The sequence below is a fragment of the Sphingomonas sp. SphC10 genome, assembly GCF_057004845.1.
This window is the reverse complement of record NZ_JBSLMQ010000002.1, coordinates 163,937-189,424: the sequence shown is the minus strand read 5'-3', so window position 1 is coordinate 189,424 and position 25,488 is coordinate 163,937. Positions and strand designations below refer to the sequence as shown.

Below are 25,488 nucleotides of genomic sequence, written 5' to 3'. Positions count from 1 at the left end.
GTGCGATCAAGCACCGGCGCCCGCCTTCTTCGCATGCGCTGCGGGATCGCAGATCCCGGCACGCTCCTCGTCCGCCGCAACTTTCTTCGCGGCTTCGTCACAGTCCTTGCAGTCGGGACAGTCCGCGCAGTCCTTGCATTTGCCGTTGTGAAGCGCGTGCGCGCGATAGCGCGCCTTCTTCGCCTCGACCTCGCGCGCGGCATCGGTGCCGGCATGACTTCCGGCGAAGCTCGCCATCGCGAGCAGGACCGGCGCCGACGACTGCGCGCTGGCGGCCGACGGCAAGGCCACGGAGAGGGCGGCAAGCCCCAGCGCGGCGATCATCTTCAGTTTCATCGTGTGTACTCCTTCCCTGGCCGTTTTCAGAAGAAACCGTTGCGTCGGCCGTCGCGACGGTCATCGTGGCGGGCGCTGCTGTCGCCCAGCGCCGAGCGCCGGACCTCCAGCTCAACCCCGTCCCCCTTGCGGCGAATGCGGACATCCTGCGGGGCGATGTTGTTGCGCTTCGCCCAGCGGTCTGCGTCGGCATCCGAGCCGAACTCGCCCATTTCCTCGAAATCCCAGTTGCTCATGTCTCCTGTCCCGGTTGATCGCCGTGCCGGCGCGCGGGGGCCGGTCCTGGCGGTGCGATGCGAAATCCCCGCGCGTGGATGAAGGACAGTGTCACTGGATCGAGGCCGGTTTGGCGGCGATGCGCCGGACCACGAGATTGCTGTCGGCCCCCAGACGAAGATCGAGCGTGTGCCCGACCCGTCGCGTGAACAGCATCACGCCGGCAACCTCGTCGTGCAGCGTGCCCTTGCCGAAGAAGGTCCGAGAATCTGCCCATTCGCGGCCGTGGATGAAGCGGACGCGATATTGGCCGAGCGGGGCTGGCACGGTGACACGCTCGAAGGCGCGGACATAGACCGACAGCCGGTTCTTCGCCGTCGCCGGATCGAGCAGCTGGACGATGCTATTGTCTGCCGCACCCTGAATGGTCAGGTGGCTTCTGACGGTTCGCAGGTCGACGCTGGAGGAGACGGCGACCGTTCCCGATTCCGGAAAACCGGTGTTCGTCCCCACGATTGACGCGAACAGGCTGGAGGTTGCGCGCTTGATCTGGCCCTGCCCGGCCCAGGCCGCAAGGACCAGTGCGATGGCAACACCGACGCCCAGCGCCTGCCAGTAAGGGGCCGGCGTGAAGCGCGGGCGGGGCCGCCATCGACCGCGCTGATAATCGTGGCCCCTGTTCCTGGCTTCGAACCACGACCCTTTCGATCCGCCAGATATCCAGCTCGCGCTCCCCAGCGGCACCGATTTCCTGAACCCGAAGCGGTTCAGCTCGACCCGTGCCTTGCGATCGTTCCATTGCGTCGCACCGGGATCGAGCCCCTGCCGCTTGCGGTAGCGATCGCGCATATAGTCGCGATCATCGATGCCCATCGACCACCTCCATCGACTGCGAGGGGAGAGCCAGGGGAAACACGTCCATTCTGGACAGCATCGCGTGATCGCGCAGCGAGGCCTCGACGGCGACAACCTCGCTCGAAGTCAGTCCAGGTTCGCGTCGTACGAACAGGATGGTCGACGCCGATCCTGCCAGCCAGCGCGCGATGGAGATCCTGGGCATCAGCCGGTCGTGGTCGGCGAAAGCGTGGGTCGCTCGTCGCACGCCGGCCAGCACGGTCATTCCCCAACGCAGGGCGTGACCGTTTCCAGAATCGTGTCCCGCCGCCTCTGCGACGGCTTCCGGCGGGAGATCCCGTATCAGATCGCGGACGGCCGAAAGGGTCGCACCAGGTTCATCGCCGGCATGCTGGATCGCGCGGAGCAGCACATAGCGCGAAGCGCAGGTGTAGCCCGAGCAAACGTCAGGATCGTCGGGAAGGAACGCTTCGATCGCGGACGAGCGTGCATAGTCGCTCGGATGGTCTGCGAAGAAGTCCCAGTTGCCGCGCGCGGGGTCGATCAGCTGGTCGCGGACCTGGTCGGCGAGTTCGGCGATCGCGTCGCCATCGCCGAATACCGCGAGCCGGCCCCCGTCACCGGCGCGGACCGCTTCAAGCGCCGCTGCCGTCAGATCCGCGGTTTCGGCGATCGTGAGGGTCGCGTGCGTCGGCTCGGGTTGGCGCCGGAAGCGAAAAGGGAAACTACCGTCCACCGGGCGTACCTTGGGTTGCGGGCGGAACGAAAATTCCACCATCGGTGTGAAGCGACGCGCTGACGATTCCGCATCCGACCGCCCAGGCGAAGGTGAAAGCCGCCACCGCGGCCGCCAGGAGTCCCGCCTGACGCAACCGGCGCGTCAGCGGGACGATCATGCGTGGTGCGGTTGACCGTGGCTCCACGGGCTTCCTGCGGGCCTGATGGCCATACTCGGCCGTTCCCTCGATCGCGTCGCAGGGCGGCGTGTCGAGCCGCGAGGTCCGACCGATGCGGGGAGGCCCGTGCATATAGTCGCGGTCGGCGAGGCTCATCGTGCTGGCTCGGACCGGACCCGGAGGGCACGCAGCGCGCGGGTGAGCGGCAGGAGTAAGACGTAGGTCAGGCCGAAAATCGCGGCCATCGCAAGCGTTTCGCCGCCCCAGTCGAGCGCATCGTCGCGCCGCGCGAGCTGGCTGCATTGCGTGAGCGTATGAGTGTCGAGGTCGCAGGCGTGCCAGTGCTTGGTGGCGATCACCTGGTCCCAGGTCGGTGGTGATGTGGTCATGCTCATAGCTCCAGTCCGATGTCCTTTTCGGGGTAGGGAAGTTCAGGCCCTTTGGGCTCGACCGGGACGCTGAACCGGGAGAGGTCGAGCGAGGGATCGGTACGGATGTCGATCTTGCCGCCGGTCGAGGGGCGGGCTGTATCTGCGCTCGGCTCGCCTCCGACTTTCTCCGGTCCGCGATCGAGGTCGGGCGGCAGCGAAGGGTTGAACGTCTCGCCCGCGCCGGCTTTCGTGGCTGCGCCGGCAGCGCCGCGATCGGGGTCGATCGACAGCGCGCCGGTGGTCTCGAGCGCCGAGGTCTTGTTGCCCTCGTTGCGCTCGATCGCGGCGGTCAGCTTCTCGCGGTCGTCGGTGAACAGCTGGATGTCGTCGCGGACGCGCGTGACGGTGACGTTGAACAGCCGCTGGTTGGAGAGGTTCGATTCCTTGTGGCTCATCACCGCGATCGCGGTGTCGGTGGTGATGCCCTGCGCCGCGTGCATGTTGAGCGCGTAGGCGAGGCTGATCCGCTCCATCATCGGATCGCCCGCCTTCAGCTCGTGGAGGGTGCCGTCGCTCGCCTCCACCTTGATCCCCGACGGGTCGGCCGAGACGACGCGGGCGATATCGTTGTTGTTGAGGCCGCGGTCCTTGTCGTTCTGGGTCCAGCGGATCTTGTCGCCCTCATGCAGCTTGATCTGCTCGCGCTGGGCGAGCTGCATCGCGTCGGTCTTGTCGACCGGCGATATCTTCTGCGGATCGAAGGTCCGTACCCGGTTGCCGATCTGGACCTGAACGCGCCCCTTCGCGTCGACGCCGAGCACGTCATAGGTGCCGGGGCTGAGGCCGAGCTCGCGCATGGCATGGCGCAGGTCGATCACCTGGCCGGGCTTATAGGTATGCGCGTAGCGGAGTTCCTCGCGCGTGACGTTGACCTTGTCGAGGACCGGGGTGACGACGCCGTCCCCTTTCAACGTGCCCTCCGCGGCGAGGCCGTCCTGGATGCGCACGTTGAGCTCTGCGCGCGCGACGCGGCCCGACGAGAACATCGCGGTGGTCTCGCGCTGTTCGGGGGTTAGGCCCAGCCAGTGTTCGGCCGCGGCCTTCACATGCTCGGGGTTGGCGGTGACCTTGTCGCCGAGCATCGCCATCGCCTCGCGCACCTCGCCGCGGTTGGTCAGCGCGGCGACGGTGCGCAGCTGCTCGGTGCGCTGGCGCAGATTCTCGTCCATCCGCGCCAGCGTGATCCCGCCGGCCTGCGCGAGCGCGAACGCCTTGCCGGCGTCGACCGCGGTGATCTGCTGGCGATCGCCGATCATCAGGAAGCGATCGACGCCGAGCGCATTGGCGATGCCGACCAGGTGCTTCATCTGCTCCGAGCCGACCATCGAGGCTTCGTCGAGGATGAGCGTGGTGCCGGCGAGCGCGTCTCGCGCGCCGTCATAGCCCGCGCCCTTCCCAGCGAGCGCGTGGCGGGCATAGCTGTGGACGAACGAGGACACGGTGCGGCTCTCGATGCCGGCTTCGGCGCCGAGACGATCGGCGGTCGCCTTCATGAGCGCGAGACCGACCACCTTGCCGCCTTCCTGCTCGACATTGCGCGCGACGCTCGCCAGCATGGTCGACTTGCCGGCGCCCGAGACGCCCTGGACCGCGACGATGCGATCGGCGGAAGTGAGCGCCATCGTCGCGGCCGCCATCTGCCCTGCATTGAGTTCCTTGTCGCCCGATGCGGCGTTGATCCGCTCGATAACGGTGTCGGCGGAGACGATCACCCGCCCCTCCCCCTTGCCGCGCTCGATCTCTGCAAGGATGCCGCGCTCCGTCGCGAGCGCCTCGGGCGTCGTGACATGGGTGACGACGCTGTCGATCCGGTCATCCTTGCCCGGAATCAGCTTCTCGTTGCGGATGAGCTCGGAGACGCGCGCGTCGACATGCGCGGCGGTGACACCCTTCAGCCCGAGGTCGAGCGCGGTCCTGGTGATGTCCGGCACCGCGAACGCGGCTTCGCGTTGGGCATGGATGCGGATCGCGGAGGCGACGGCGTGCTGGGCGCGCAGATCCACCGGCGCGATGCGCAGCCGGTCGAGGCCGCTGGCGACGAGCGGATCGGCGGGTCGGAATAACTCGCCCAGGCTTTCGCGGAGATTGGCCAGGACGTCACCGAGGCGCTCCATCGGTCGTGGCTGGGCATCGAGGCCGCTGGCGCCAGCACGCTCGCGCGCGGCATCGACCAGCGCCTTGCCGTCGAACCCGAGCGCGGCCGCCCGGTCGCGCCACTTCTGACGCAGGGCATCGCGATCCTCGACGTCCAGCTTGGCGTCGCGGGTATTGTTGGTCACCTTGCGCAACGCCTCGGCGGAGGTGACACCGAGTTCGCCGGCTTTCGCCAGGATATCGGCGCGCCGCTGGCTGAAGGTGTCGATCACCTGCTTGGGCACGCCGGCGATCTCGAACTGGCCGTGCTTGCCGGTGACGCTGGTCTCGTAGCCGATCTTCGCCAGCTCGGCGCGAAACTGCGCGTGGTAGGCCGCGCCGATGGTCGTGTTGTTCTTCCACAGCTGCTGGTTGTGGAGCGCCTGCCATGCCCCGTTCGCCATCTTGGTCATGTTGGCGATCAGGACATGGATGTGGCCCTGTGGATCGAGCGCGCGACTCGTGTCGTGCTGGAACAGCGCATAGACGAGGTTGCCGGTACGCACCGCATCCCCTGACCTGGACTGATCGTAGGTGCGGCCTTCGGCGAAGGTCTTCTCGACCCATCCCATCGTCGCCTTTACGGCGTTCATATGCGCGGTGAGGACACGGGTGTCGCCAGCGACATAGGCCATTACGCTGGCGGACTTCGGCATCGAGAAGGTCAGGTCGACACCGAGCCTGCGACCCTCGACCTGCCCGACCTTTTCGCCATCGGGCATCTCGCCGTTGAGGATCTTCTCGAAGTCTTCCTTGGTCACCTCGCCCTTGAGGCCAAGGTCGGCCGCGCCCACCCCGCCCCAGGCGGTCGCCTCGGACGAATGCTCGGCGGTGTAGTAATCGTCCTTGGCGAAATACTGCGCCGCGCCGGAGGCGGACTTGACGGAAGCGACCGACAGCATCGGCTACATCCCCATGTCCATGTCGTCATCGATCTCCGGCGAATGATCCGGGCCGTGATGACGATGGTGGTGATCGGGGTCGCGCTGCGTCGCAAACCCATCGCGCAATTCGCGGGTCGCCTGGTCCTCGTGGCGATCGGCATCACCGCGATCGGACCGGCTTTCCGGGGCATGGCGTGACGCCTCGCCGCGCGTCGGATCCACCCCGCTCTGCGGACCCGCACGGTTCTCGATCAGGGACATGCCCATGCCGCCGAGTTGGGCATCCAGACTGGATGAACCTCCCGTCACAGGCTTGGAAGGTTCGCCCCCGACCCTCGTTGCGGCATCCGACGCGCGGACGGCATCGACGCCGGTCGGGCTGCTGGCGACGCCCTTGCCGGTTATCTGATCGATCACCACCGGCAGCGACCCGGTGACCTCCATCGCCGCAGCCGCCTTTTCAGCCTCGCTACGCGGCTTCTCGGGCTGCGAGGCGGTCAGGTCCGGCTCTTGCCTTTCCTTCGCCTCCACGCCCCCCACAGGCCGTGTGGGGGTATGCTCGCGGCCACCCTCACCCCCCTCATCCGCGCCATTGTTCCGGGTGTTCTGACGACGCCGGTCTTCCGGCGAGACGTATTCGGTAGGCTTGAAGTTCTTGCGGGGCACCGCCCCCGGCGCGACCTCGGCATAGGAGCGGTATTTGAGTTCGATCCGCGCAGCAGGAAATCCATCGGGAAACTTCACGAAGCCGTGGAGCGACGGCAGGTTGTTGATGTCGTCGGGGATGACCAGCGGCTCGATCGCCGTGCGAGGCGTGAGGGTCGAGGCGTCGCGGGTGTTGTTGTAGCCGTAGCTGTAGGCCTCATCCATCTGGCGAACCTCGCGGCTGCCGATGAACTCGGAGCACTTTTCGGCTGTGGTTCGATCGGCGGTGGCGAGGATCAGCTTGGTGCGCGCAAGTCCGGTGAGCGCGGTCGCGTTCTGCAAGCCATAGGTCGCGACCAGCTTGTCGAACGAGTGGATCCCAAGGACGAACGCACCGCCGAAGTTGCGGGCCGACTGGAGGCCATGCTCGATACCAGGAAGCGCGTGAAGCGCATGGACTTCGTCAAACAGATACCAGGTCCGCAGGTCACGGGTCTTGGGCAGGCGCATGAGGTTGTTGACGGCCAGGTCGATCCACAGCGTGAACAGACCGCGGGTCATCTCGAGGTCGTTGTACGAGCCGGTGATGAACATGATCGAGCCGTCGCGATTGTCGGTCGCGATCCAGTCGCGGATCGAGAAGGCGGGCGGGCCGCCCGGGACAGGGTCCGGCATGAAGCGTAGCGCCTGTCCGTTGACGTTCAGAACCGAGCGGATCGATTCCGCCATGCGGGCGGCTTTCTCGGTCGTCAGCGGGGCGGCGATGGTGTCATCGAGCTTGGCGTTGATCGACTTCAGATCGGCCTGCATCAGGTGGTGCGCGATCGCGGCGTTGTTCGCCTCACCCATCTCTTGAAGCTTCAGGCACATCTCGATGAAGAGCATCCGCGCGGCGTTCTGCCAGAACGGTTCCTTGTCGTCGGGATGCGAGGGAATGAGGGCCGATGCGGCCGAAACGAAGTCGGCATAGTTGCGGCATTCGTCGAACAGCGTCCACGGCGCGCAACGCTCGTCCATAGGGTTGAGAATGACGTCGGTTTCTGGGTTGTAGAACGTCTCCACGAACACGCCGGTCAGGTCAAAGATGACCGCGCGATGACCGCGCGCGCGAAGCTGCGAGACGTGGCTGCGCAGCTGGGTCGTCTTGCCGGTGCCGGTGGTGCCGATGAGCATGGTATGGCTCTGTTCGAGCCGCCACGGATAGGGGATGCCGGCGATCGTGTATGGAACGTGGATGCCCCGGTCGATCCGATCGAGGATCGGAGCCTTGGCGACGAGTTCGGGGACGTACGGCGGATCGTGTTCGGCGCACTCGGTGCGGAACTTGCGCCGGTTGTGGCCACTGACAGTTTTGACGAGCATGTCACGCTCGACCAACAGGGCGCCGCGGTTGTGGCGTTCCTGGAGCATGTCGCTGCCGCGCTTGTTTGCCCACATGATGAACCACATGATGATCGGTGCTGCGATGAAGGCCGACATGACGAGTGTCGTCAGGAAGATCTTGACCGTCTTCGCCCAGGCATGAACGACATGGGGTTCGTAGGGGACGTAGCCGATCGGAACCTTGGTCACGATGCCGTTTCGCAAGGTCAGGTTGATGAGGTGGAATTTGTCCCCGCCGACCCACGTCCAGATGGCGGAATAGAGCTTCATCAGGTCGAGCTGGAACTCATGCTCGGCGAGGCCCAGCCAGACGAAGATATTGAACAGGACGATGAACGTCCCCAGCCATATCCAGATGGGCACCTGGAGGCCTGCCCAGGTCATCTTGTACTGACTGGCGAGAAGCTGCGAACCGCGGGTGAAATTGCCCGAGTTGCGGGTGATTCGCCCCCGCGCGGAATGGTGCTTTACGGTCGCCGCCTGACCGTTGAACCGGATGTCGCCGCTACGCATGGAACGTCGCCAGGCGCTCCTTCGCGGCTTCGCGAAGCTGGGGTACGACGTCGCCGTGATCGCGTGTGATAATCACGTCGATCGCCGCCTGCATGTACTCGAGAACGAGGACCGCACGGGTGATGTTGAAAGTATGCTCGGCCTCAGCGAAACGGATACCGAACATGAGCGCAGTGCGCGCGGCCTCAGACCGGGAGCACGACCGTTTCGCGGCTACACGATCAAGTGCCGCAATCTCTTCAGACGAAAGTCTGAAGGCTATCGTCGAGTTAGACATTCACCACCCACTTGAAAGTGGCTGGTGGGGTTTTCGGAGAGTGGAAAATACTACAGCCTGGTCCCGAGGTATAGAGTGAAAACGCATTCACTCTGCAAACAGGGATTTTCGCGCGTTCTCAAGCGCTTAGGGGAGAACCACCAAGGCGTTTGCAGGGGCAAACATGTTTGCCCCTGCAAACACCGGCAATTACAGACACTTAACCTGCGGCGTGCCGCGTACGGTGTGCAAATCCTTAGGGACTGTCGCGGTGGTGGTGGCATCATGGCTGGATGTCCGATCATTGGACTGGGTTCCGGGAGAGTAAGCGCCGCAGGCAGGCGACCACCGGACTGGACCGAAGGGTATTGGGCGGAGCAATCCCGCCCGACGACGGACCTGGCCGAAGGTCAGTGTCCGTCGCCTCATGCTGGTCCGGTAAAGCCGGACCAGCGAGCGATTATGAGTGTCGCTATTGTGCCGGTGGAGCGGTGCTGGCATCGTGGGAAATGGAGGCCGATCCACGATCAGAAAAGGCAGGTCATATGGCACGGAGTATCGAGCAGGAACGGGCACAGCTTGAGGCGGACGAACAGCGGCTCAACGAACGCCGCAAGCAACTGGCCGATCGTGAGCGTTCGGAGCTGCTGAAGGAGGTGGAACGGTCGGGGTTGATGAAGGCCGATCCTGCCCAGTTCAGCGCGATCATTGGAGCGATCAAGAAACTCGGGATCGCCGAGACCGTGAAGCGCCTGACCGCGTAAGCGGGTCAGCGCGAAAGCGGGCTCAAGCCCATCATGCAAATAGAAGGGGAGCTGCCGTTAGGCGCTCCCCTTTTCAATGCTTGGGCCGAGTTGGCGAAGCTTCGGTCCATTCAGGCATAAGAATGGGGAGCATCGAGGCGAAGCCCGATGCTCCCCGACGCGATGGCGACTGGAGGGAGGCTATCCCCAGACCATGCGTATCCCTTCACTGGTGTCGGCCTGAGCAGCGAGGGTGTCGAAGCGTTCGAGGTAACGACCATCGAGGCGACCAAGGTCGCGGCGAACATAGGGCTGGCCGAGTGTTTCGCGTAGTTGCCCGATGGGCATGCTGCCGCAATTATCGTCCGAAAGTCGTAGCGCGTCGAGGACGTGGAAGGCGTTGCCGTTCGCGAGATTGATCTCCGCTGCGCCGTCCGGGGTGCTGGCGACGCGCATCGTGATCGTGCGGGTCGCGTCATCGTGCCAGAAGCGCACGTTGAGGCCACGGAACTGGGCTTCCTCGACCACGGCGATGACACCCACATCGTGATCGAAGATCGCGCAGATCGACGCGAGCGACCAGGGGCAGACGCGAGCTTCGAACGAGCACGACACGAGCGGGTCATCATCCTCGTCTTCGAGCAGCTGGCCACGTTCGCGGGCGAAGGCGCGGAACGCGGCAAGCTGGCGGGCGGTGATGACGGCGGGCGCGGCGTCGGCTTTGCGATCGACGCTGAGGAAGAAGGTGATCGACATGGTCTGTCTCCCATTGGAACCATCATCTCCGGTTCCCCTCCCCTTCCGATCCGTCAGGATCGGCATGGCCGATCACGGGGTCATGGGTCGGTCCGCAGGACCGGGTGCCCGAGCGATGCGTAGCTGGTGCTCGCAATGCGCAGGCATTGCGGCACCGCGAGCGAGCCGGGCTTCGGTCGGACTGCGCCGGTCGATGCGTAGCGAGCGCGACACGCGCAGGCGTGGCCGCGATGCGAGCGAGACGGGCGCGGTCGATAAGCGGGTGCGATCGGCACGAGCGAGGCGTAGCGAACCGGCGATCCGAAGGGATCGCCGTGAAGCGAGCGAGCCGTGCCGGTCAGCTCCTGCGCGATGGCATCGGCACGGTGCGATGCGCAGCGGCAGCGCAGGCGATGCGACGGCATCGCCGCGCCCGCCAGCGAGCCGTGCCGATGCGGCAAGCGACATGCCGGGTGAGACGCGCCGGTCGATGCGTAGCGAGCGCGACATGCGCAGGCGTGGCCGCGATGCGAGCGAGACGGCGTGGCCGATCAATGGGTGCGATCGGCACGGCGCGATGCGCAGCGGCAGTGCAGGCGATGCGACGGCATCGCCGCGCCCGCCAGCGAGCCGTGCTGATGCCGCAAGCGTGACGCCGGTTGAACCGCGCCGGTCGATGCGTAGCGAGCGTGACACGCGCAGGCGTGGCCGCGATGCGAGCGAGACGGCGCGGTCGATAAGCCAACGCGATCGGCACGGCGATGCGTAGCGAACCGGCGATCCGAAGGGATCGCCGTGAAGCAAGCGAGGCGTGCCGATTGGTGTTCAACGACGATCGCCAGTCGTATCGGCCGAGGCGTAGCGCGCTGGTCATCGCATTCAGCGATGACCGCAAAGCGAGCGAGGCGATGCGACGGGTGTCGGTATCGACCCCGGCACCGGCGAGGCGTAGCTGGCAGTGGCAATGCGACGGCATTGCCCTGCCGCGAGCGAGCCGTGCCGAGCGGGCAACGTGGCGTGATCGACCGATAGGTCAGTCCCACGCGGCGCGATGGGGCTCGATGCCCCGGAGCGCCGCCCAGGGCGACGTAAAAAAGGGGAAGGACTCCGGTTGCCCGGAGCCCTTCCGTGGGTGCGTCAGGCGCGGCGGCTGCGCTGGCTCGGCTGCACCGGTGCCTGTCCGTCCTTGCGGAAGACGTGGAGCGGTACGCCGGCGGTACGCAACTTGCGAGCGAAGTCGATCTGGACGCCCGATCCTTCGCAGACGATCGCTTCGACGGGACGCAGCGAGGCGATGCGGTCGTTGCGGAGGAACCCGCCCCGGTTGCCGTGGCGCTTGTCGAGGAACATGCGCACCAGCTTGACCTCGCGCGAGGCCGCCCACGACGCTGCGATGGCGTCGGCACCCTTGTTCATGGCGGTGGTCATCAGGACCATCGACGGGATGCGACGCTTGATCTGGTCGAGGCGTTCGAAGAGCTGCTCGTGGTCGTGCCATTCCATGCCGCCCGAGAAGGCGACAATCGGGCCGCTCGGGTTGTGCTCGTCCCGACGCTTTGCCGCGCGTGCCGCCAGATAGTCGGCACCGTCGATCATCGAGGCGGTCAGCTTGGACGACACCCTGCTGCCGCGGACGGTCGAGAAGGGCCGTCCGGTCTCGACGCGATACACGTTCCCGGCGTGGTCCCGCATGCAGCGCATCGCCTCGGCGCAATTCTCGAGGGTCTGGCAGAGCAGCTGGGTCTCTTCGAGCTCCACCGCGTAGATCTCCGAGGGGTCGTAGCTGCGCACCAGGTCGCCAAGTTTCTTGGCGGCGTCATCCTCACGGCCCTCGATGCGCTTGGCCACCATGTGGAAGCTGTTGACGAAGCCCCATGCGAGGTCGGCGGCGAACTCCTCCATGCGAGTGTCGCGGAACACGTCGAACATCGTCGCCAGCATCTGCTCGACGGCGTGTGCGGCCTGCTCCGGGTCGGGCATGTCCAGCTTCTCGGCTTCGCTGACGATGGAAAGCTTCGCCATCTCGCTCGCCTCGATGAACGCCCCCTGATAGGTCTCGGTGGTGTGCTCGTCGGCGCGGCGCTCGTTGATCGCGCGGCCCATGTCGTTGAAGTTGCTGTACTTGGTCATGATAGCCTCCATGAGTTGAAAATCTCACCTTCTCTCGGTGAGGAATCTCATCCGGCATGCGGCGGTCAGGGCGGTCAGGGACGTTAACCGGGAAGCCGCGGCCCGCAGGGTCGCGGACCCCGGTTAACGCTCGCGCGCGGGGGAGCCGATTTTCTCGTGCCCTGGAGGCGGAGCGAAGCGGAGACGGAAGGGTGCGTGAAAATTGGGGGGACCGCGCGTCCTTGACGGCCCGCCAACCCCGCATGCCAGACTTCCTCATCACAGAGAGAGAAAATATTATGTTGTGGTGGGCACGCCGGGTCGGACCGAGCACGGGCGGCGGTGATGCGCCGGCACGGCGCAGCGCCGCAAAGGCAGCGCCAGTGAGCCCGGGAGGGCGAGCCAGCTGCCGCCGCCCGCGCGCAGGACGCCCGGCGCCGGCATAGGGATCGTCACCCGCAGGGCGGAGACCCCGCCAGGGGGCTCCGTGAGGCCCGCCAGGGCCGAATAGAGCCCGGTCCCGCCCACAAGGCGGGACGCCCCGCCCTGCCCCTCTACGGCCGTCCCACAGCCAGCACAGCAGGATCAGCAGGATCAGTCCCATTCATACTCGCCACCGTCATCCCCGGCATCGTAATCCGGCATCTCCTGGATTCCCGGGTCGTCTGGATCGCGGTTGGCATCGGGGTCCTCGCCGTGCGGGTCGGTCTGGATATCCGGTTCGGTTGCGAACCGGATATCTTCACCGATCCGGTCAGCAATGTCCGGCTCGACCGCGCTGTCATCGTCTAGCCAGCAGGAACGCGGACACTGGAGCAGCTGGTGACCACGATGGACGAAGGGCTGGCCGTTCATCAGGATGGGTCGCTCGGCGAGACGCCGGCAGGGTTCATTGCGACGGTTGCGGAAGCCGCACGGCACCGCCAGCGGGGCGAGCGCGACGGCATTGCCGTCGTGGTCGCCGCCGGCGGGTGCCGGCTCGTCGACCCGAGCGACCGGGTCCGGTGCCGTAGGTATCGGCTCGGGCGCGAACGGGTCGCCGTCGAACATGTCGCGCTGGACGGTCATGGTGCCGGACCTTTCAGGTGAGCGCGCGCGGGCGCAAGGCCGCGGTGCGAAGCAACGTGGCCGAAGCGTCCGAGCTGGCGATGAAGAAGCATGCGCGAAGGGCGACGCCCGCAGGCGCCGCCCGGTTCGCTGGCCGGTCAGTAGAACTCGGCGCGATCGGCGATGATCTCGCAGCCGTAGCGGTCGTTGCCGTCGCTGTCCTGCCAGCGGGTGTAGTGCAGGCGTCCCTCGATGGCGATGAGGTCGCCCTTCTTGCGGTTGCCGGCGATCGCCTTGGCGAGGCCGTTGAAGCAGGTGACCTTGTGGTATTCGGTCTCCTTGACGGTGAAGCCGTCGTCGCCTTTGTAGGTGTGGCCGTCCTTGTTGAGCTTCGGGCGATCGGTCGCCACGAAGATGGTCGCGACGCTGGTGGCGCGATTGACTTCGCGCAGTTCGGGGGTGCGGGTCAGGCGGCCGACGAGGTTCACGTTGTTCATGGCATTGCCTCCTTGGGTTGGTCGGCGGTCCGTCCGCCGGTGTCACCTGAAGGGCGTCGCGGTTCGGGGCGTCGCACCGGAGGGCGAGCTGGGCCGGCGCGCAGGCGGCGGGCCTGGTCGACCGGAGGGGAACCCCTTTTGCAGGGGTGGTGCGGGCAGCCGCGCGAAGCGCGGCAACACGGCCCTGCCAAAGGGGTTGCGAGGCCCCGGGGCGCGGCGCAGGTGACACGAAACGGCGGATGGGCCGTCGATCAGCCCAAGGTTCCCGCAGGCATTGCCATGGACAAACCTCGTGAACCGCTCATGTCGGTCGCCTGACCCGTACCCCCGAACGACCCGGCGCGAAGGCAGGCGTGCCGCCAGCGTCGCTCGCTGACCGACGTGGTGCCGCTCCGAAGCTCGACAAGGACGGCCGCGCCCGGGCGACGACGCACCGGCAAGGAGACCGGATGCCGCAAGGTCGCCCGACGGCCGACCCTCGCCAGGGCGATCGCCGGCAACCGCATCGGACCTGGGCGTCCTCATCGCCATAGGGGGCAAACGCCTGCCGATACCCGCTGGCAGAACAGCGACGGCTTTACGCGCCGCCCGGCTGCGGGATCATCGCCGATCGTGATGATCTTTCCACTCGGCCAGCGAACCGGGCTGTGTCTGCGGGCGCCGCCCTTCGGGTTGGCGAGGATCGATCGCCTACTCGGTTCGCCGGGTGGGGGTGATCCGATGCTCGACGATCAGCGCCGCGACACGTTGTACGATGCGGCTCGGCACCTCGGCGATGATGGTGCTACCGTCGTTACCGGCGCGAACGTCGGGTCCGACCCATGCGAAATCGTTCACGTCGTCCCACACGATGCGTGATCGGTCATCGAGGCCGAAGGCCTCAATGAATCGCGGCGGCAGAGGGATGGATGCAGCCGGTGAATAATCGCGCGTCGTCAGTGGCACCATCAGGACACGGAGCCTTCCGGCTGAGCGATAGCTGCCAACCACCATGCAGGGGCGGAGTTTCGAGCCGTCCTCGTCGCCCCGGTTATGTTCATGCCGCCAGAGGTAGAAATACCAGATCAGGTCACCGGCTTGCGGTTCAATCGACGTACTGATCGTTCTGGACGGACCCGGCGCTGGGCGTCGCGGTCCTGATGGCGTGGATGGCTTCATCGCTCAACTCCTGCGGCGAGAGCGCGAGGTGATCGAGGCGGGACAAGCGTTCGAACTCGGAGGCGGGTAGCATGACCACGCGGGCAGCGCCGTTGCGCTCGATTGCGATCGGATGCGTCATCGCCTCGTCGTAATAGAAGCCGAACCGCTTCGACACGTCGGTCGATCTGGCCTTTTCGATTGTAGGGGTCATGGTTTCCCTCATCTTTCGTTACGCGGCCGGGGATCGATTAAGCCCTGCGTCCCTCCAGGATGGGACCCTCATCTGGTCCTGCCAATGTTGTAACGGCCATCTTTCTGTTACATGGGAATCCGTATCTTCCGTAAAACGGAAGACAATCCGTACACCACGGACCGCGCGGCTGCAACAGGCACTAACGGCAACAGGGACCGCTTCGGCGATGAAGCGATCCCCGTCGAGGTGGCGATACGGGCGACGCGTCAGCGCCGCCCGATGCCGGTCAGACCCTCTCGTCGACCGGCGCGGTGCTGGCACCCAGCCCGTCTCCGGTGTCATCGCCTGCGCCCGAGGTCGCCACGTCACGGCCATCGGCGGTGAAAGGCAGCGCGGGTTCGCCATCGTCCGCCTTGACCCCGAGCGCGGCACCGACGTCGCGGCGCTTCTGGGCGCGCTGCCACACGACGTTGTACGAGCCGTCGTCCTGGCGGAAGGCCGAGACCTGGAGCGGCGCGGCGAGCGACGGATCGTCGATGCGGCCGTTGAGGAACGCCTCGCCGGTGTTGTTGGAGGTGAGTTCAAAGAACGCGCCGACCTGCACCCACGTCCGGCCCGGGGTGAGCGCATGGATCTCGTAGCGCGGGGCGCGCGGATTGGACGACTGGACCGGCTTCAGCGCGATCGTCATCGCGACCGCGAGGGTGGAAATGCGGCCCATGAAGATGCCCGCGTCGTTCTGCTTGATCTGACCGATGTTCATGACGTGTCTCCTGATGTCGTGCTGGACCCCATGTCCTCGACACCGATCTTCAATCCTCCTCCCCTCCCCGGCCCTTCGGCCGGGCAGGGCGCGATGAGCGCCCCTCACCGACCGCGTTCTTCACGCGGACGGTGGTGCGTGCGGGACGCGGATCGGGCTAGGTCAGGAGGATGTGCCGATGGCGCTGTTAGCTATCGGTCTCAGGCTTTCCCGGGACGATGGAGAGCGCAGGCGGTTTGAAGCCACCCAACCGGAAGTGCTCACCGATCGCGGCGAGGTCACCTAGAGCATTGTATTCCTGAAGCGTCAGCACGACGCTTTCGTTGTCGTCGGCCGAGAATATCGCGCGCGGACCATGACCTGGCCAGACCCGAACCTCGGGCGAGAACGACCCGGGCGAGCCTCCCGACCACGTCCTGAACGGAAGGTCGTTGGTGCAGCAGAAGTCCTCGATATCCTCGATATTGCCGTTCTGGACCTCGTGAGCATGGAGGCGCAGGGGTTCGCCGGATGTAACGGATTCAAGCGGTTCTCCCCCCCATTCGGTCGAGAGGCCGTAGAAATCGGCGAGTTTGTACAGTTCGGGCAGTCGATCGGCGGGAAGTTTCCCCCCGATCGTAATGGAGACGGAGACGCGGTCGGCCATGTCGGGACCTCGTGATGAAGTGGACGTGCCGGTCCCGCGAGCGGTGTCATCACCATTCGCCCGGCTATCCATTCATCACCCCCTTCCCTTGAGCGTGGCCCAGGTTCGAACTGCGATATCCTGTGCTTATACGGCGATAAAGCGAAGGAATAGCTAAATTATCGATCCGATACGGTGTTGAATCGGGACTGGAGCCCATGAAGCAAAAAAAGGGCGACGCCGTGTGCCGGCGTCGCCCCGAGTTTCGGCGTGCGGGAGCGAAAGGGGGCGCGCCCGTGCGCCATGCGGTGCCGTGAGGGAGTGCACGGCACCGGGGGTGGATCAGGCGTCCTCGGCGACGCGCTGGCGGCGACCGCGGCCCTTGCCGACCGGCTCCTCGACCGGGGCGGTGGTTTCGCCCAGGCCGTTGTCGGTGGTGCCCGCATCGTGATCGGGGCCGTTGCCGACCGGGCCGCCATCGGCGCCGAACGGCGGCGACAGATCGTCATCCGCCTTGACGCCGAGCGCGGCACCGACATCGCGGCGCTTCTGGGCGCGCTGCCACACGACGTTGTACGAGCCGTCGTCCTGGCGGAAGGCCGAGACCTGCAGCGGCGCGGCGAGCGACGGATCGTCGATGCGGCCGTTCAGGAACGCCTCGCCGGTGTTGTTCGAGGTGAGTTCGAAGAACGCCCCGACCTGCACCCACGTCCGGCCCGGGGTGAGCGCGTGGATCTCGTAGCGCGGCGCGCGCGGGTTGGACGACTGGACCGGCTTGAGCGCGATCGTCATCGCGACGGCGAGGGTGGAAATGCGGCCCATGAAAATGCCCGCGTCGTTCTGCTTGATCTGACCGATGTTCATGACGTGTCTCCTGTGATGTCGTGCTGGACCCCATGTCCTCGACACCGATCTTCAATCCTCCTCCCCTCCCCGGCCCTTCGGCCGGGCAGGGCGCGATGAGCGCCCCTCACCGACCGCGTCTTCACGCGGACGGTGGATCGTGCGGCAGGCGGACGATGTCGGTGCTCAGTGGGCGAGCTGGTCGGTGAGCGCGGTGCCGATATCGGCGTGCGCCGCGGCGAGCGCGCCGATCGCGCGGCTGACGACGTCGGTCGCCTCGTCGCTCGGATCGATGCACCAGCATTTGCCGGCGTGGCGGATGTCGATCAGCCGGTCGGACTTGTTGTCGATCCCGAACGTGTAGCCTTGACGCTGGTCGAAGCCGGCGACGGTGACGTCGGTCGTTTTGGCCTTGATCGTGACGACGGGCGCGACCGCGGGGGTCAGCAGCACGGTATCGCGCGGCGTTTGCGCCTGTGGGACCAGCGCGGGTGCGGGCGGCTTGCCGAGCGTCGGCATCTTCGGGATCGGCACGAGGCCGTTCACCGCGTCCTGCGCCATGTCGGCCGCCATTGCGGTCGCCATGAAGATGGCGGTGCGCGCGAGATCCTGGGCGATGGCTTCGCGGTGCGGCTCGGTCAGCGTGGGCAGGAGGTGGCAGAGTTTGGTGTCGAGCGCGAAGGCGACGGGCTCGGCGTTGGGATCGATGCACATGATCGTGACCTTTCGGCAAAATGCCCGGACCCCATGTCCAGGATGCCGATCCGGTCCCTCTCTCCTTCCGGCGCAGCCGGTGCCGGCATCGTCGCGAGGCGATGCCGTGCCGTTCAGCGAGGCGGTCGCGGATGTCGCATGAGGCGCTTCCGGGCGGCCGACAGATGATCGATCGAGCGTTGCAGGAAGAAGGCGTGCGCGCTGTCGGATTCGAGTGTCCCCAACCGGCGTTCGAGCGCCGTGATACGGTGGTGGATCGCATCGATCGTCAGCATGATATCGTCGAACGAGAGCGCGACGACGGTCTGCGGATAGGGATAGGGCAGCGCCGGCGCGACGAAGGCGAGGAAATGGGGCTGCACGGGCAAATGGTGCAGGAGGGCGGTCGCGACCGCGCGGCGGATCTGGGAGGCGCCGTGGACGAGTTCTGCTAGCAGCACGTCCATCGCCATCGGGCGGACGATGCGCAGTGCGCCGGGGTCGAGGGTGACGGCGATCGGATCGGTCGAGGCGAGACCGATGACGCCCTCCGACAGGATGGCGAGAGCGTCGCCTTCCTCGATGCAGGGACCGTCATCGAGACAGGCGTCATGCGCGGCTTCGCTGGTGTCGAAATAATGGACGCGATACATGGGCTGGTCCCTTTCTGCTGGGTCAGGAATATTCCGGGCGACGTGCGGGAAACCGCGTGGGCGGGAGGCCGGAGAAGCTGAAGGCGCGGAAGCGTCCGCCGGTGTAGGCAGCCGAATCCACCGGCGGGCGATGCCGCTGCAGGCGCTCGAGCAGCCGGTTGGCGCGGCGCATCGCCGCGACCGCGGCCTCGTCGTGGTAATGGAGGGCGATCACGCGGACGAAGGTGCCGGTGTCGTACCGTAGGGTAGGCAGGGTGGCGTCTACGAGAGAACACCCCACTGCCCCCCTCCGAACCGGACGTGCAACTTTCACTGCATCCGGCTCTCCGCTCCGGGCACTGTAGAACGAAAGTCCGGCAGCTTCCCTGCATGAAGGAGTTGATGACAGGGCGCGCAAAGCGGCCTCGTCTTCCGGGCCCGTTCGGCGTGAAGCCTCCGGAACACCGGCCCATCCCTCATGCGACGCACGGGGTTGCTGTGGTGAAGATGGAACGGTCCATCGGTGCCGCCACATGCGGAGCATGCTTGGGCGAGCACTCGGTCAGTCAGGTTGGTCCTGCTTAACCGAAGAGCTTCCGTGCGAGGCGTGTTGTCGACCGACGGCCAGAACACCGGCCTACGATCGAGTTCCGCCAGTCGCCAAACCGCGATCCTCCTCTCATCCCTCCCAACGCCGATACGCACTACGTACCTGCCCGGGCCAACCCTGAGGCGCCGGAGCGAAGCCATTAGGCTTGTCCGATGCTTGTGCGCGAGCGTCTTGAACAGACTACCGCGCCAGAGAAACTCGAGCTTGTTGAGTGCGCCTTTCACATCCACGGCCAAGGCATAGTAATTTGCAAAGCCGCGAAGTTCGGCGTTGTAGACCTTGACGATCTCCGCATCATCCATGTGAAGCAGGCCCGGACGGTGCACAGCCCGTCCCAAGTCGAACTGACCATAGCCGTGCCTCTGGCTGAACGATTGCACCTTGTCGCGCGGGACCAGCAACTGAATTTGATCCGTCACCGTCCGCTTGACTGCGACGATGCCCGTCCGTGCCCGTTGTTTGACGAGCCGGTCGGACGCCGTGCGAGTGCGCACGTCGTAGCCAAGGAACCTTGCTCCCTTCCGAGCCTCGCGGATCCCGCTTTTCAACGGGGACGTTCGGAGCTCAAGCTCGCTCGCGAGGAAGCCCTCGATGGCGGCCTTGATCTCTTCGGCCTCGGCCCGGCTGCCGATAACCCCCAGAAGGAAGTCGTCGGCGTACCGGACGTAGCGAAGGCGTCGAAAGTCTGGATCGAACGGGTCCGTCGCGGGTAGCTTGCGCATCGCCGCGAGCGTCTCCTTTATTCGGTCCAGCCATGGTTGGATTTCATCAACCTGCCCTTTGTCACGCAGCGCAGCCACGCGCTTCCGGGCGTACTCGGAACGGCGCTGAAGGTGCCTGTATTCCGCCGATTTGCGACGTTGGGCACCCTTGTCGAAGCCAGCGACGAGCCCTTCCACATAATGGTCAAGCTCGTGCAGGTAGACGTTCGCGAGCAGAGGCGAGACGATGCCTCCTTGCGGCGTGCCACTATAGGTTTCGTGGAAACGCTGCTGCTCCAGATACCCTGCCTTCAGCATCGCACTGATGAGAGCGGTAAACCGCCTATCATCAATGCGACGTTCAAGCAGGCTCAACAATTTCTCGTGAGAGATGTTGTCGAAGTATCCTTCGACATCGACTTCGATCAGCCACTTCACGCCCTTCCATGTCTTGCGGACATGGTCGAGCGCCGTGTGACACGACCGCCCCCGTCGAAAGCCGTGTGACCGATCAGAGAAGATCGGTTCATAGACTTCGTTCAGGATCATCCTGACCACTTCCTGCACCAGTCGGTCGGTTGCAGTCGGGATGCCGAGCGGTCTTGTTTTACCGTTGGTCTTGGGGATGTGGACGCGCCTGACCGGCTGCGGGCGATACGTGCCCGCCGAGAGTTGCGCGATCACCGCATCGATCCGGCTTTCGTCGAGATCGGTTACGGCCTCACGGTCGATGCCGGGGGTCTCTGCCCCACGGTTCTGTTGGATGCGGCCCAAAGCTTCCACCCACAAGGAGCGGGATAGCAGCAGTCGGAACACACCGTTCACACGTTTGCCGGTCAAGGCAATCGTTCCAAGTGATTCCAGCCTTTTCAAGGCGGCACAGGGTTGCATCAGCAGACCTCCGCCCTGGTTCGATGCTGGATCGAAGCTGCCGCACTTCCCCCGCTCGGTTGCGCTTTCGCTCGGGTCACCCCGAACTTATACGGCCGACCGTCCCTCACCGAGGCAAGGGCTGTCCCGGCAATTACGCCGGGTGTTCGGGTAATATTGCGGCTCCGCCGCCATACAGGTCGATAACTCGACCAGCTACAGGCGGTCCCGTAGTTACGCGTGAAAGGAGATAAGCTAACGGTCTTAGGTGGCCTTTTCATCTCTAGTCCTCCGAAGGAGGTCACGCCGACAAGGTTGGCCGGTCAAGTCGATGGTACGGACTTGGCCGCTTCTCGGGTCCGAGCTGGTAGAGTGGACCCGACGCGTCGGTGCGGGGTTTCAGTCGCTTTCCTCGCCGCCAAGGGTTTAGGCCGCGAGAGATTGGGCTTCACGCAGTGTAGCGTTCACCATAACCGTCTTGCCCTGACCCGTTGCTTCAATGCGACTATTCACTTTGGGCCTTTTCCGAGCATGCTATGGTCCCGTTCTCCTTTCGAAGTTTCAGCCCGAGGGCACCGGTAAGCTCGGTGGGCAGATGCCATTGCCAACAAGCATCACGTCATCAGACGCACTCCTTTCTCGCGCCACAACGGCGCACACCAGCCCCCCTCTTCTGGACCTCCGTACTCGCGGTCGATTTCGTAGAAAGCGAGGATGCTGCGCATGGGACGGTGCTTTCGGGTTCGAGCGCACGGTCGATTCCATCCGCTCTCCCCTGCCCTCCCCCTCCGCTCCCCGTGCAGAAGGGGAGGCCGGTCATCGACGGCGCCGTGCGGCCTCGGCGGTCAGCGTGTCGACCAGATCACTGTGGTCGGCGAGTATGTTGTCATGGGGATCGGAGATGACGGTCGCTGCGCGGTCCAGCAGGTCGGCAAGGACACGGTCCTTGTTGGGAGCGCTCGTTCGGTTCGGACGCGACGGCTCGTCTCCCGCCTTGTCCATCAGGACGACGACGATCGAGGGCTTTTCGTCTTCGTCAAGCGGCCGGCTGTCGATGATGTGCCGTCCGCCGCGCGTGATCGCGAAGGCGTTGAAGGTGGGTGATACCCCGTTATCGGCGTTTGGGATGACGGTGCCGCGATCGTGGAACTGGATGTCGACGAAGCGCGCCGGGCCATCATAGCCCTTGCCCATGAACGAGAAGGTGATGCGGCGTCCCTCGCTCGTCTTCGCCGTGATCGTGAACGCGCCGTCGGGTATCTCGACGGGCTTGTGGGGCACGTCGTTGAACCCCGCGAAACCGATCGAGACGGCATCGTCGCGGGTCATGACGGGCAGGTCGGTGATGTCAGCCATGGGGATCCTTTCAGCTTGGGAAACACGAGCCAGCGGCGCGGCACTTGCGAGCCTCGTCCGGGCCTCGTTCGACCCGGACCGCGCAATCTGGTAGGAAGCCGGTCGACCAGAACGGGAGACCGAGCATGAAACTGGCAATTCTGAGCGTTATCGGCGCGATGGCGGCGACACCGGCCGCGGCGCAGGTATTTGACATGGGCGGGCTGACCGGCACGCTCTCGCAGGACGCGGTCACCCAATCCGAGGAACGGCGGGCGAACTCGAGGTCGGCGCATGCAAGGGAGATGCAGCGCAGCGCGAAATATGATGACGAACGCACGATCTGCACGCGCTCGTTGCCGATGGCACGCGCCGATCTGGGCGCCCGGAACCCCAGGGTCGCGCAGCTCGCCGCTGCCTGCCGGCGGGCCGGCTATTAAGCGGCCCGGCGCACCGCCTGCGCCATCAGCGGCGTCGCCGCGGCGAAGGTGCGCAACGTCGAGGCGATAGCCGGGCGAAGCTTTGCCTTGCTCGACACGGTGATCTCGGGTGCAAGCGGTGTCCCGTCGGGTGCGGCGTAGCCGGTCGCGGTCAGGTCGCCGGTCGTGACGCGGATCAGATGCCCCTTGTGCGGTGCGGGACCGACATGGCGCGCGGTGAACTCGCCAAGCCGCCCGGTCAGCCCGGTAATCGCCTTGCCCCAGCGGATATGCCCCGCTGCCATCGTTTCGTGGTCGCAGCGCCCGCGAGCCAGCCAGATGCGCAGGTGGCTGCGCTGCTGGAGCCGCGTGTTGCGGGTGCGTTCCATCGTGCGCGTCAGCGGCAGCGCGCCGGCGATTCCGTCGAGCAGGTCGAGGTCATGGCCCTGTAGCGTCACCAGCACGTCGTCATAGTCACGCTCGCCGACAAGCCCGGTGAGCTGCCGGTGCAGGTGTTCGCGATCGGCATGGATGTGCACGCCGCTATCGAGGCGATCCGCCGCGACGAACCCGCCCTCGGTAAGCACCACGATCGTCGCGGCCTCGGAGCCGGGATGGGCGTGGATCAGGTCGAGAAAGTCCCATGCCGGATCACCGCCGATATCGTTGGCCGACAGGACCACGAGACGGCGCGACCAGCGCGCGGGTCGCGGCTCGTCGCTCGGCTTGGGCCAGCTTCCTGGAAGCGGCCTGCCGGTCACCGTCGCGATCGGCGCGGGCGGCAGATTGTGGCGGCGCAGGTCGGCGGTGAAGGCGCGCCTCGCGGCATCGAACAGGTCGGTGCGGTCCCCGCCGCCATCGGTGAAGCCCCGGTCATAGGCGGCACGGCGTTCGCCGAGCGGTACGTCCGAGGGGATGCCGTCCGGGTAATGATGCGGCCAGCCCGCGTGTGCGGCATACCAGCCATCGGCATAGCGGCACGCACAATCCCAGACATAGCCATAGTCGTCGCGCCCCTGCAGGAGTGCGATGTCGCGATCGTCACCGCGTCCCTGCTCGACCTGGGCCTGCGTGAAGGCGAAGTTGGTCGCCTCGCGCTGTGCCCTGGTTTCGGCCGCGATCGCGTCGTTGACGACGCGCATCGCGGCGATCCTCTCGCGGCCGCGCGCCATGCGCGCTTCCACCGGCGCCTGTGCCGGCAGATCGGGGAAGTCGCGCCACGCGCGCGCGATGGCATCGGCATGGGCAGGCGTGCGGCCGCGTTCGAGCCAGCACGCAGGATCGGCCGGGTCGAACGGTGGTTCTACCGGCTGCGCTGCGGCGCTCATCCGTGGAAGGGCGCGGGCAGCGCCATCCATTGTGCCGCGTCGAACGCCGACAGATCGACCTCAGCCGCCTCGTCGCCCCGGCACACCGTGGCGCGGTCAAGCCCGACCAGACCGTCCGTCCGGTTCCAGAATGCGATCTCGCCCTCGGGACTGCGCACCGCGAGGACATGGCCGTCGATGCCGTCGTGGCGGTTTTCGGCACGCAGCAGCGCGTGCTCGAGAATCCCGGTCGTGCTGTGCCAGTCGATACCGTCAGCGGTGATGACGACGCACCCGCCTCCGAACTCGCCAGGATGAAGCCGGTCGCAGTCGCTCGACCACGCAAAGCCGCACGGCAGCGCGGAGGGACAGGCGATGCGGATCAGTTTGGCGACCGGCTCGACACCGAACTGGTCACCGGAGAACAGCGCCTGCACCAGGCCGTTCGCGTCGGGTTCGGACAGGTCGATCCGGCAGTCCAGGTAAGGGAAGCTCCAATCGTCGAACAGGTCGAGGAAGCTCTCGAACATGCTCGTTCCTTTCGGCGGGAACAGCGCATGGAAGGCGGTGCCGAGACTGTCGTAGCCGAGCGCGAGATCCTCGTCGGCGCCATTGGTGTCGAGGATGTCGACCGCGCGCTCGGCGAGCCGCAGCATGTTCGCCTCCCCGGCAGTGACGGTGAGCGCGAACGCGGCCTTGGTGTAGCTGTTGGCCATGGGGATTTCTCCATTTCGGATGGATCGGCGCCATGCGCCGTAAGTCTGCCGTTCAGGCGGATGCGGCGAGCCGTGCGCGGGCAGTCGCGGCCTCGGCGGGGAAGGCGGCGGCAAGGTTGGCATGAAGGACGGCGAAGTCGGCTACCGGGAAAGTGCCGTCGCAGGCAGGACGCGTCGTCATCAGCGCGCCGATGACGATGGCAGCGGTGTCGATATGATCGACGACCGGCACAGGTCCGGCGTAGCTGACCGGCGCGCGGAAACCCGCCTCGATCCAGGTGGCAAGCCCATCCTCAACGGCTTCGGCATAGGCTGACACCGCGGCGTCATCCTCATCGGTGATGCGCAACCCAAGCGTGCGGTAGCAGCCGAAGTCGTGGTGGTTGGCGATGGTCCTGAAGCGGCACCCTGCGGGCGGCGCGCCGTGGCGCGCGATCAGCGCGCAGCGATACGCCTCGATCTCGAGCGCATTCAGCGTGTCGAAGTCGGGCGACCGGCCGAGTTGCGCGCAATCTTCTTCGGCCGGACCGGCACCAAGGTCGATCGTGTAGGACATGGGGGGGGTTCTCCGTCGATCCAGTACCGGATCGACCATCCCTTCCCCCTCCCCTTCGCTACCCCGGGGCAGGCTGGATCAGCGGGTAATGAACCGCCTGGCAGCAAGCTGCGCTTCGCCATCCGATTGCCCGAGCGTCTTCAGCCGGTCGGTTTCGAGACGGATGGCAAGGTCGGATGGAAGGCTGGCCCAGCGCGACGCGATCGTCACCGCCTCGCGGGCGTTGGCAAGCTCGCCGATCGCGGTGCCGTGCCATGCCACGGTCTCTTCCTCGCCGGCGAGGTGGGGATGCGGACGCAGCACCTGTACGAAGAAGGTCTGCATCGGCCTGTCCCATCCGATGAAGACGGTGGACGCGCCATCGAGGCCGGGGAACTGGTGGCGGCTCATGGTGATAACCTCCTGG

At 65.9% G+C, this 25,488-nt stretch carries 29 protein-coding genes; 2 read left to right on the top strand and 27 right to left on the bottom strand.

The features are described 5' to 3' along the window. Positions 1–6: 6 nt before the first annotated feature. From ACWKSV_RS18650 to ACWKSV_RS18615, 8 genes are all read right to left on the bottom strand, one after another. On the bottom strand, positions 7–336 hold the full coding sequence (locus ACWKSV_RS18650; RefSeq protein WP_010409148.1) for a hypothetical protein: 330 nt from the start codon (positions 334–336) through the stop codon (positions 7–9). Between the two features lie 26 nt (positions 337–362). Next, positions 363–572 (bottom strand): hypothetical protein, encoded by a 210-nt coding sequence (locus tag ACWKSV_RS18645; RefSeq protein ID WP_010409146.1) that lies wholly within the window; start codon positions 570–572, stop codon positions 363–365. A gap of 91 nt (positions 573–663) precedes the next feature. Next, positions 664–1,425: a hypothetical protein gene (locus ACWKSV_RS18640; protein ID WP_010409145.1), complete on the bottom strand. Its 762-nt coding sequence runs from the start codon at positions 1,423–1,425 to the stop codon at positions 664–666. Further along, positions 1,412–2,185, bottom strand: a complete 774-nt coding sequence (locus ACWKSV_RS18635; RefSeq protein ID WP_241762958.1) for a type IV secretion protein — start codon at positions 2,183–2,185, stop codon at positions 1,412–1,414. Before ACWKSV_RS18635 ends, ACWKSV_RS18640 begins: the two co-directional genes overlap by 14 nt. Positions 2,186–2,455: 270 nt before the next feature. After that, on the bottom strand, positions 2,456–2,698 hold the full coding sequence (locus ACWKSV_RS18630) for a hypothetical protein (RefSeq protein ID WP_010409139.1): 243 nt from the start codon (positions 2,696–2,698) through the stop codon (positions 2,456–2,458). Then, positions 2,695–5,769 (bottom strand): MobF family relaxase, encoded by a 3,075-nt coding sequence (mobF, locus tag ACWKSV_RS18625; protein WP_483666931.1) that lies wholly within the window; start codon positions 5,767–5,769, stop codon positions 2,695–2,697. The genes ACWKSV_RS18630 and mobF overlap by 4 nt, the downstream gene beginning before the upstream one ends. 3 nt (positions 5,770–5,772) lie before the next feature. Further along, on the bottom strand, positions 5,773–8,292 hold the full coding sequence (locus ACWKSV_RS18620) for a type IV secretion system DNA-binding domain-containing protein (RefSeq protein WP_483666930.1): 2,520 nt from the start codon (positions 8,290–8,292) through the stop codon (positions 5,773–5,775). After that, entirely contained in the window at positions 8,285–8,458 is a 174-nt protein-coding gene (locus ACWKSV_RS18615) for a hypothetical protein (protein WP_154651477.1), read from the bottom strand. Before ACWKSV_RS18615 ends, ACWKSV_RS18620 begins: the two co-directional genes overlap by 8 nt. A 635-nt stretch (positions 8,459–9,093) precedes the next feature. On the opposite strand from ACWKSV_RS18615, the gene ACWKSV_RS18610 reads away from it, so the two are divergent. Beyond that, the gene (locus tag ACWKSV_RS18610; RefSeq protein ID WP_010409132.1) at positions 9,094–9,312 is read left to right on the top strand and encodes a hypothetical protein; all 219 of its coding nucleotides are present in this window, start codon (positions 9,094–9,096) and stop codon (positions 9,310–9,312) included. Between the two features lie 180 nt (positions 9,313–9,492). Here the strand turns inward: ACWKSV_RS18610 and ACWKSV_RS18605 are convergent, their stop codons facing one another. The 15 genes from ACWKSV_RS18605 to ACWKSV_RS18535 form a co-directional block, all read right to left on the bottom strand. Beyond that, on the bottom strand, positions 9,493–10,047 hold the full coding sequence (locus ACWKSV_RS18605; RefSeq protein WP_010409130.1) for a hypothetical protein: 555 nt from the start codon (positions 10,045–10,047) through the stop codon (positions 9,493–9,495). 337 nt (positions 10,048–10,384) lie between these two features. Continuing rightward, positions 10,385–11,002 (bottom strand): hypothetical protein, encoded by a 618-nt coding sequence (locus ACWKSV_RS18600; protein WP_483666929.1) that lies wholly within the window; start codon positions 11,000–11,002, stop codon positions 10,385–10,387. A gap of 161 nt (positions 11,003–11,163) precedes the next feature. Next, positions 11,164–12,168, bottom strand: a complete 1,005-nt coding sequence (locus ACWKSV_RS18595) for an SLOG family protein (RefSeq protein ID WP_010409124.1) — start codon at positions 12,166–12,168, stop codon at positions 11,164–11,166. 561 nt (positions 12,169–12,729) lie between these two features. Beyond that, positions 12,730–13,203, bottom strand: coding sequence for a hypothetical protein (locus tag ACWKSV_RS18590; protein ID WP_231472237.1), 474 nt, complete (start codon positions 13,201–13,203; stop codon positions 12,730–12,732). Between the two features lie 137 nt (positions 13,204–13,340). After that, complete coding sequence (locus ACWKSV_RS18585; RefSeq protein WP_010409121.1) at positions 13,341–13,679, bottom strand: single-stranded DNA-binding protein; 339 nt, start codon at positions 13,677–13,679, stop codon at positions 13,341–13,343. 690 nt (positions 13,680–14,369) lie between these two features. Continuing rightward, positions 14,370–14,627, bottom strand: a complete 258-nt coding sequence (locus tag ACWKSV_RS18580; protein WP_062126514.1) for a hypothetical protein — start codon at positions 14,625–14,627, stop codon at positions 14,370–14,372. Between the two features lie 136 nt (positions 14,628–14,763). Next, positions 14,764–15,030 (bottom strand): type II toxin-antitoxin system Phd/YefM family antitoxin, encoded by a 267-nt coding sequence (locus tag ACWKSV_RS18575; protein ID WP_010409116.1) that lies wholly within the window; start codon positions 15,028–15,030, stop codon positions 14,764–14,766. 268 nt (positions 15,031–15,298) lie between these two features. After that, on the bottom strand, positions 15,299–15,775 hold the full coding sequence (locus tag ACWKSV_RS18570; protein ID WP_024310589.1) for a DUF736 domain-containing protein: 477 nt from the start codon (positions 15,773–15,775) through the stop codon (positions 15,299–15,301). A 187-nt stretch (positions 15,776–15,962) separates the two neighbouring features. Beyond that, positions 15,963–16,421, bottom strand: a complete 459-nt coding sequence (locus ACWKSV_RS18565) for a hypothetical protein (protein WP_052192542.1) — start codon at positions 16,419–16,421, stop codon at positions 15,963–15,965. 321 nt (positions 16,422–16,742) lie between these two features. Beyond that, positions 16,743–17,264, bottom strand: coding sequence for a DUF736 domain-containing protein (locus ACWKSV_RS18560; RefSeq protein WP_033967161.1), 522 nt, complete (start codon positions 17,262–17,264; stop codon positions 16,743–16,745). A 165-nt stretch (positions 17,265–17,429) separates the two neighbouring features. Continuing rightward, positions 17,430–17,957, bottom strand: a complete 528-nt coding sequence (locus ACWKSV_RS18555) for a hypothetical protein (RefSeq protein ID WP_033967159.1) — start codon at positions 17,955–17,957, stop codon at positions 17,430–17,432. Between the two features lie 113 nt (positions 17,958–18,070). Then, the gene (locus tag ACWKSV_RS18550) at positions 18,071–18,589 is read right to left on the bottom strand and encodes a hypothetical protein (RefSeq protein WP_483666928.1); all 519 of its coding nucleotides are present in this window, start codon (positions 18,587–18,589) and stop codon (positions 18,071–18,073) included. A 22-nt stretch (positions 18,590–18,611) separates the two neighbouring features. Continuing rightward, positions 18,612–18,869: a hypothetical protein gene (locus ACWKSV_RS18545; RefSeq protein ID WP_062126511.1), complete on the bottom strand. Its 258-nt coding sequence runs from the start codon at positions 18,867–18,869 to the stop codon at positions 18,612–18,614. A 29-nt stretch (positions 18,870–18,898) separates the two neighbouring features. Beyond that, positions 18,899–20,770, bottom strand: coding sequence for a reverse transcriptase domain-containing protein (locus ACWKSV_RS18540; protein WP_066778815.1), 1,872 nt, complete (start codon positions 20,768–20,770; stop codon positions 18,899–18,901). A gap of 795 nt (positions 20,771–21,565) precedes the next feature. Next, positions 21,566–22,105, bottom strand: coding sequence for a hypothetical protein (locus ACWKSV_RS18535; RefSeq protein WP_018250444.1), 540 nt, complete (start codon positions 22,103–22,105; stop codon positions 21,566–21,568). Positions 22,106–22,230: 125 nt separating this feature from the next. Between ACWKSV_RS18535 and ACWKSV_RS18530 the strand changes: the two genes are divergently transcribed. After that, positions 22,231–22,524 (top strand): hypothetical protein, encoded by a 294-nt coding sequence (locus ACWKSV_RS18530; RefSeq protein ID WP_097352038.1) that lies wholly within the window; start codon positions 22,231–22,233, stop codon positions 22,522–22,524. Here ACWKSV_RS18530 and ACWKSV_RS18525 read toward each other — a convergent pair. The 4 genes from ACWKSV_RS18525 to ACWKSV_RS18510 form a co-directional block, all read right to left on the bottom strand. Continuing rightward, entirely contained in the window at positions 22,521–23,831 is a 1,311-nt protein-coding gene (locus ACWKSV_RS18525; protein ID WP_097352037.1) for a hypothetical protein, read from the bottom strand. The genes ACWKSV_RS18530 and ACWKSV_RS18525 overlap by 4 nt on opposite strands. Then, positions 23,828–24,526 carry a hypothetical protein gene (locus ACWKSV_RS18520; RefSeq protein ID WP_018250447.1) on the bottom strand — a complete coding sequence of 233 codons (699 nt, stop codon included), beginning with the start codon at positions 24,524–24,526 and terminating at the stop codon, positions 23,828–23,830. Before ACWKSV_RS18520 ends, ACWKSV_RS18525 begins: the two co-directional genes overlap by 4 nt. A 52-nt stretch (positions 24,527–24,578) precedes the next feature. Then, positions 24,579–25,082, bottom strand: coding sequence for a hypothetical protein (locus ACWKSV_RS18515; RefSeq protein ID WP_018250448.1), 504 nt, complete (start codon positions 25,080–25,082; stop codon positions 24,579–24,581). A 78-nt stretch (positions 25,083–25,160) separates the two neighbouring features. Next, a complete protein-coding gene (locus ACWKSV_RS18510; protein ID WP_018250449.1) occupies positions 25,161–25,472 on the bottom strand; it encodes a hypothetical protein in 312 nt (103 codons plus the stop codon). Positions 25,473–25,488 lie beyond the last annotated feature (16 nt).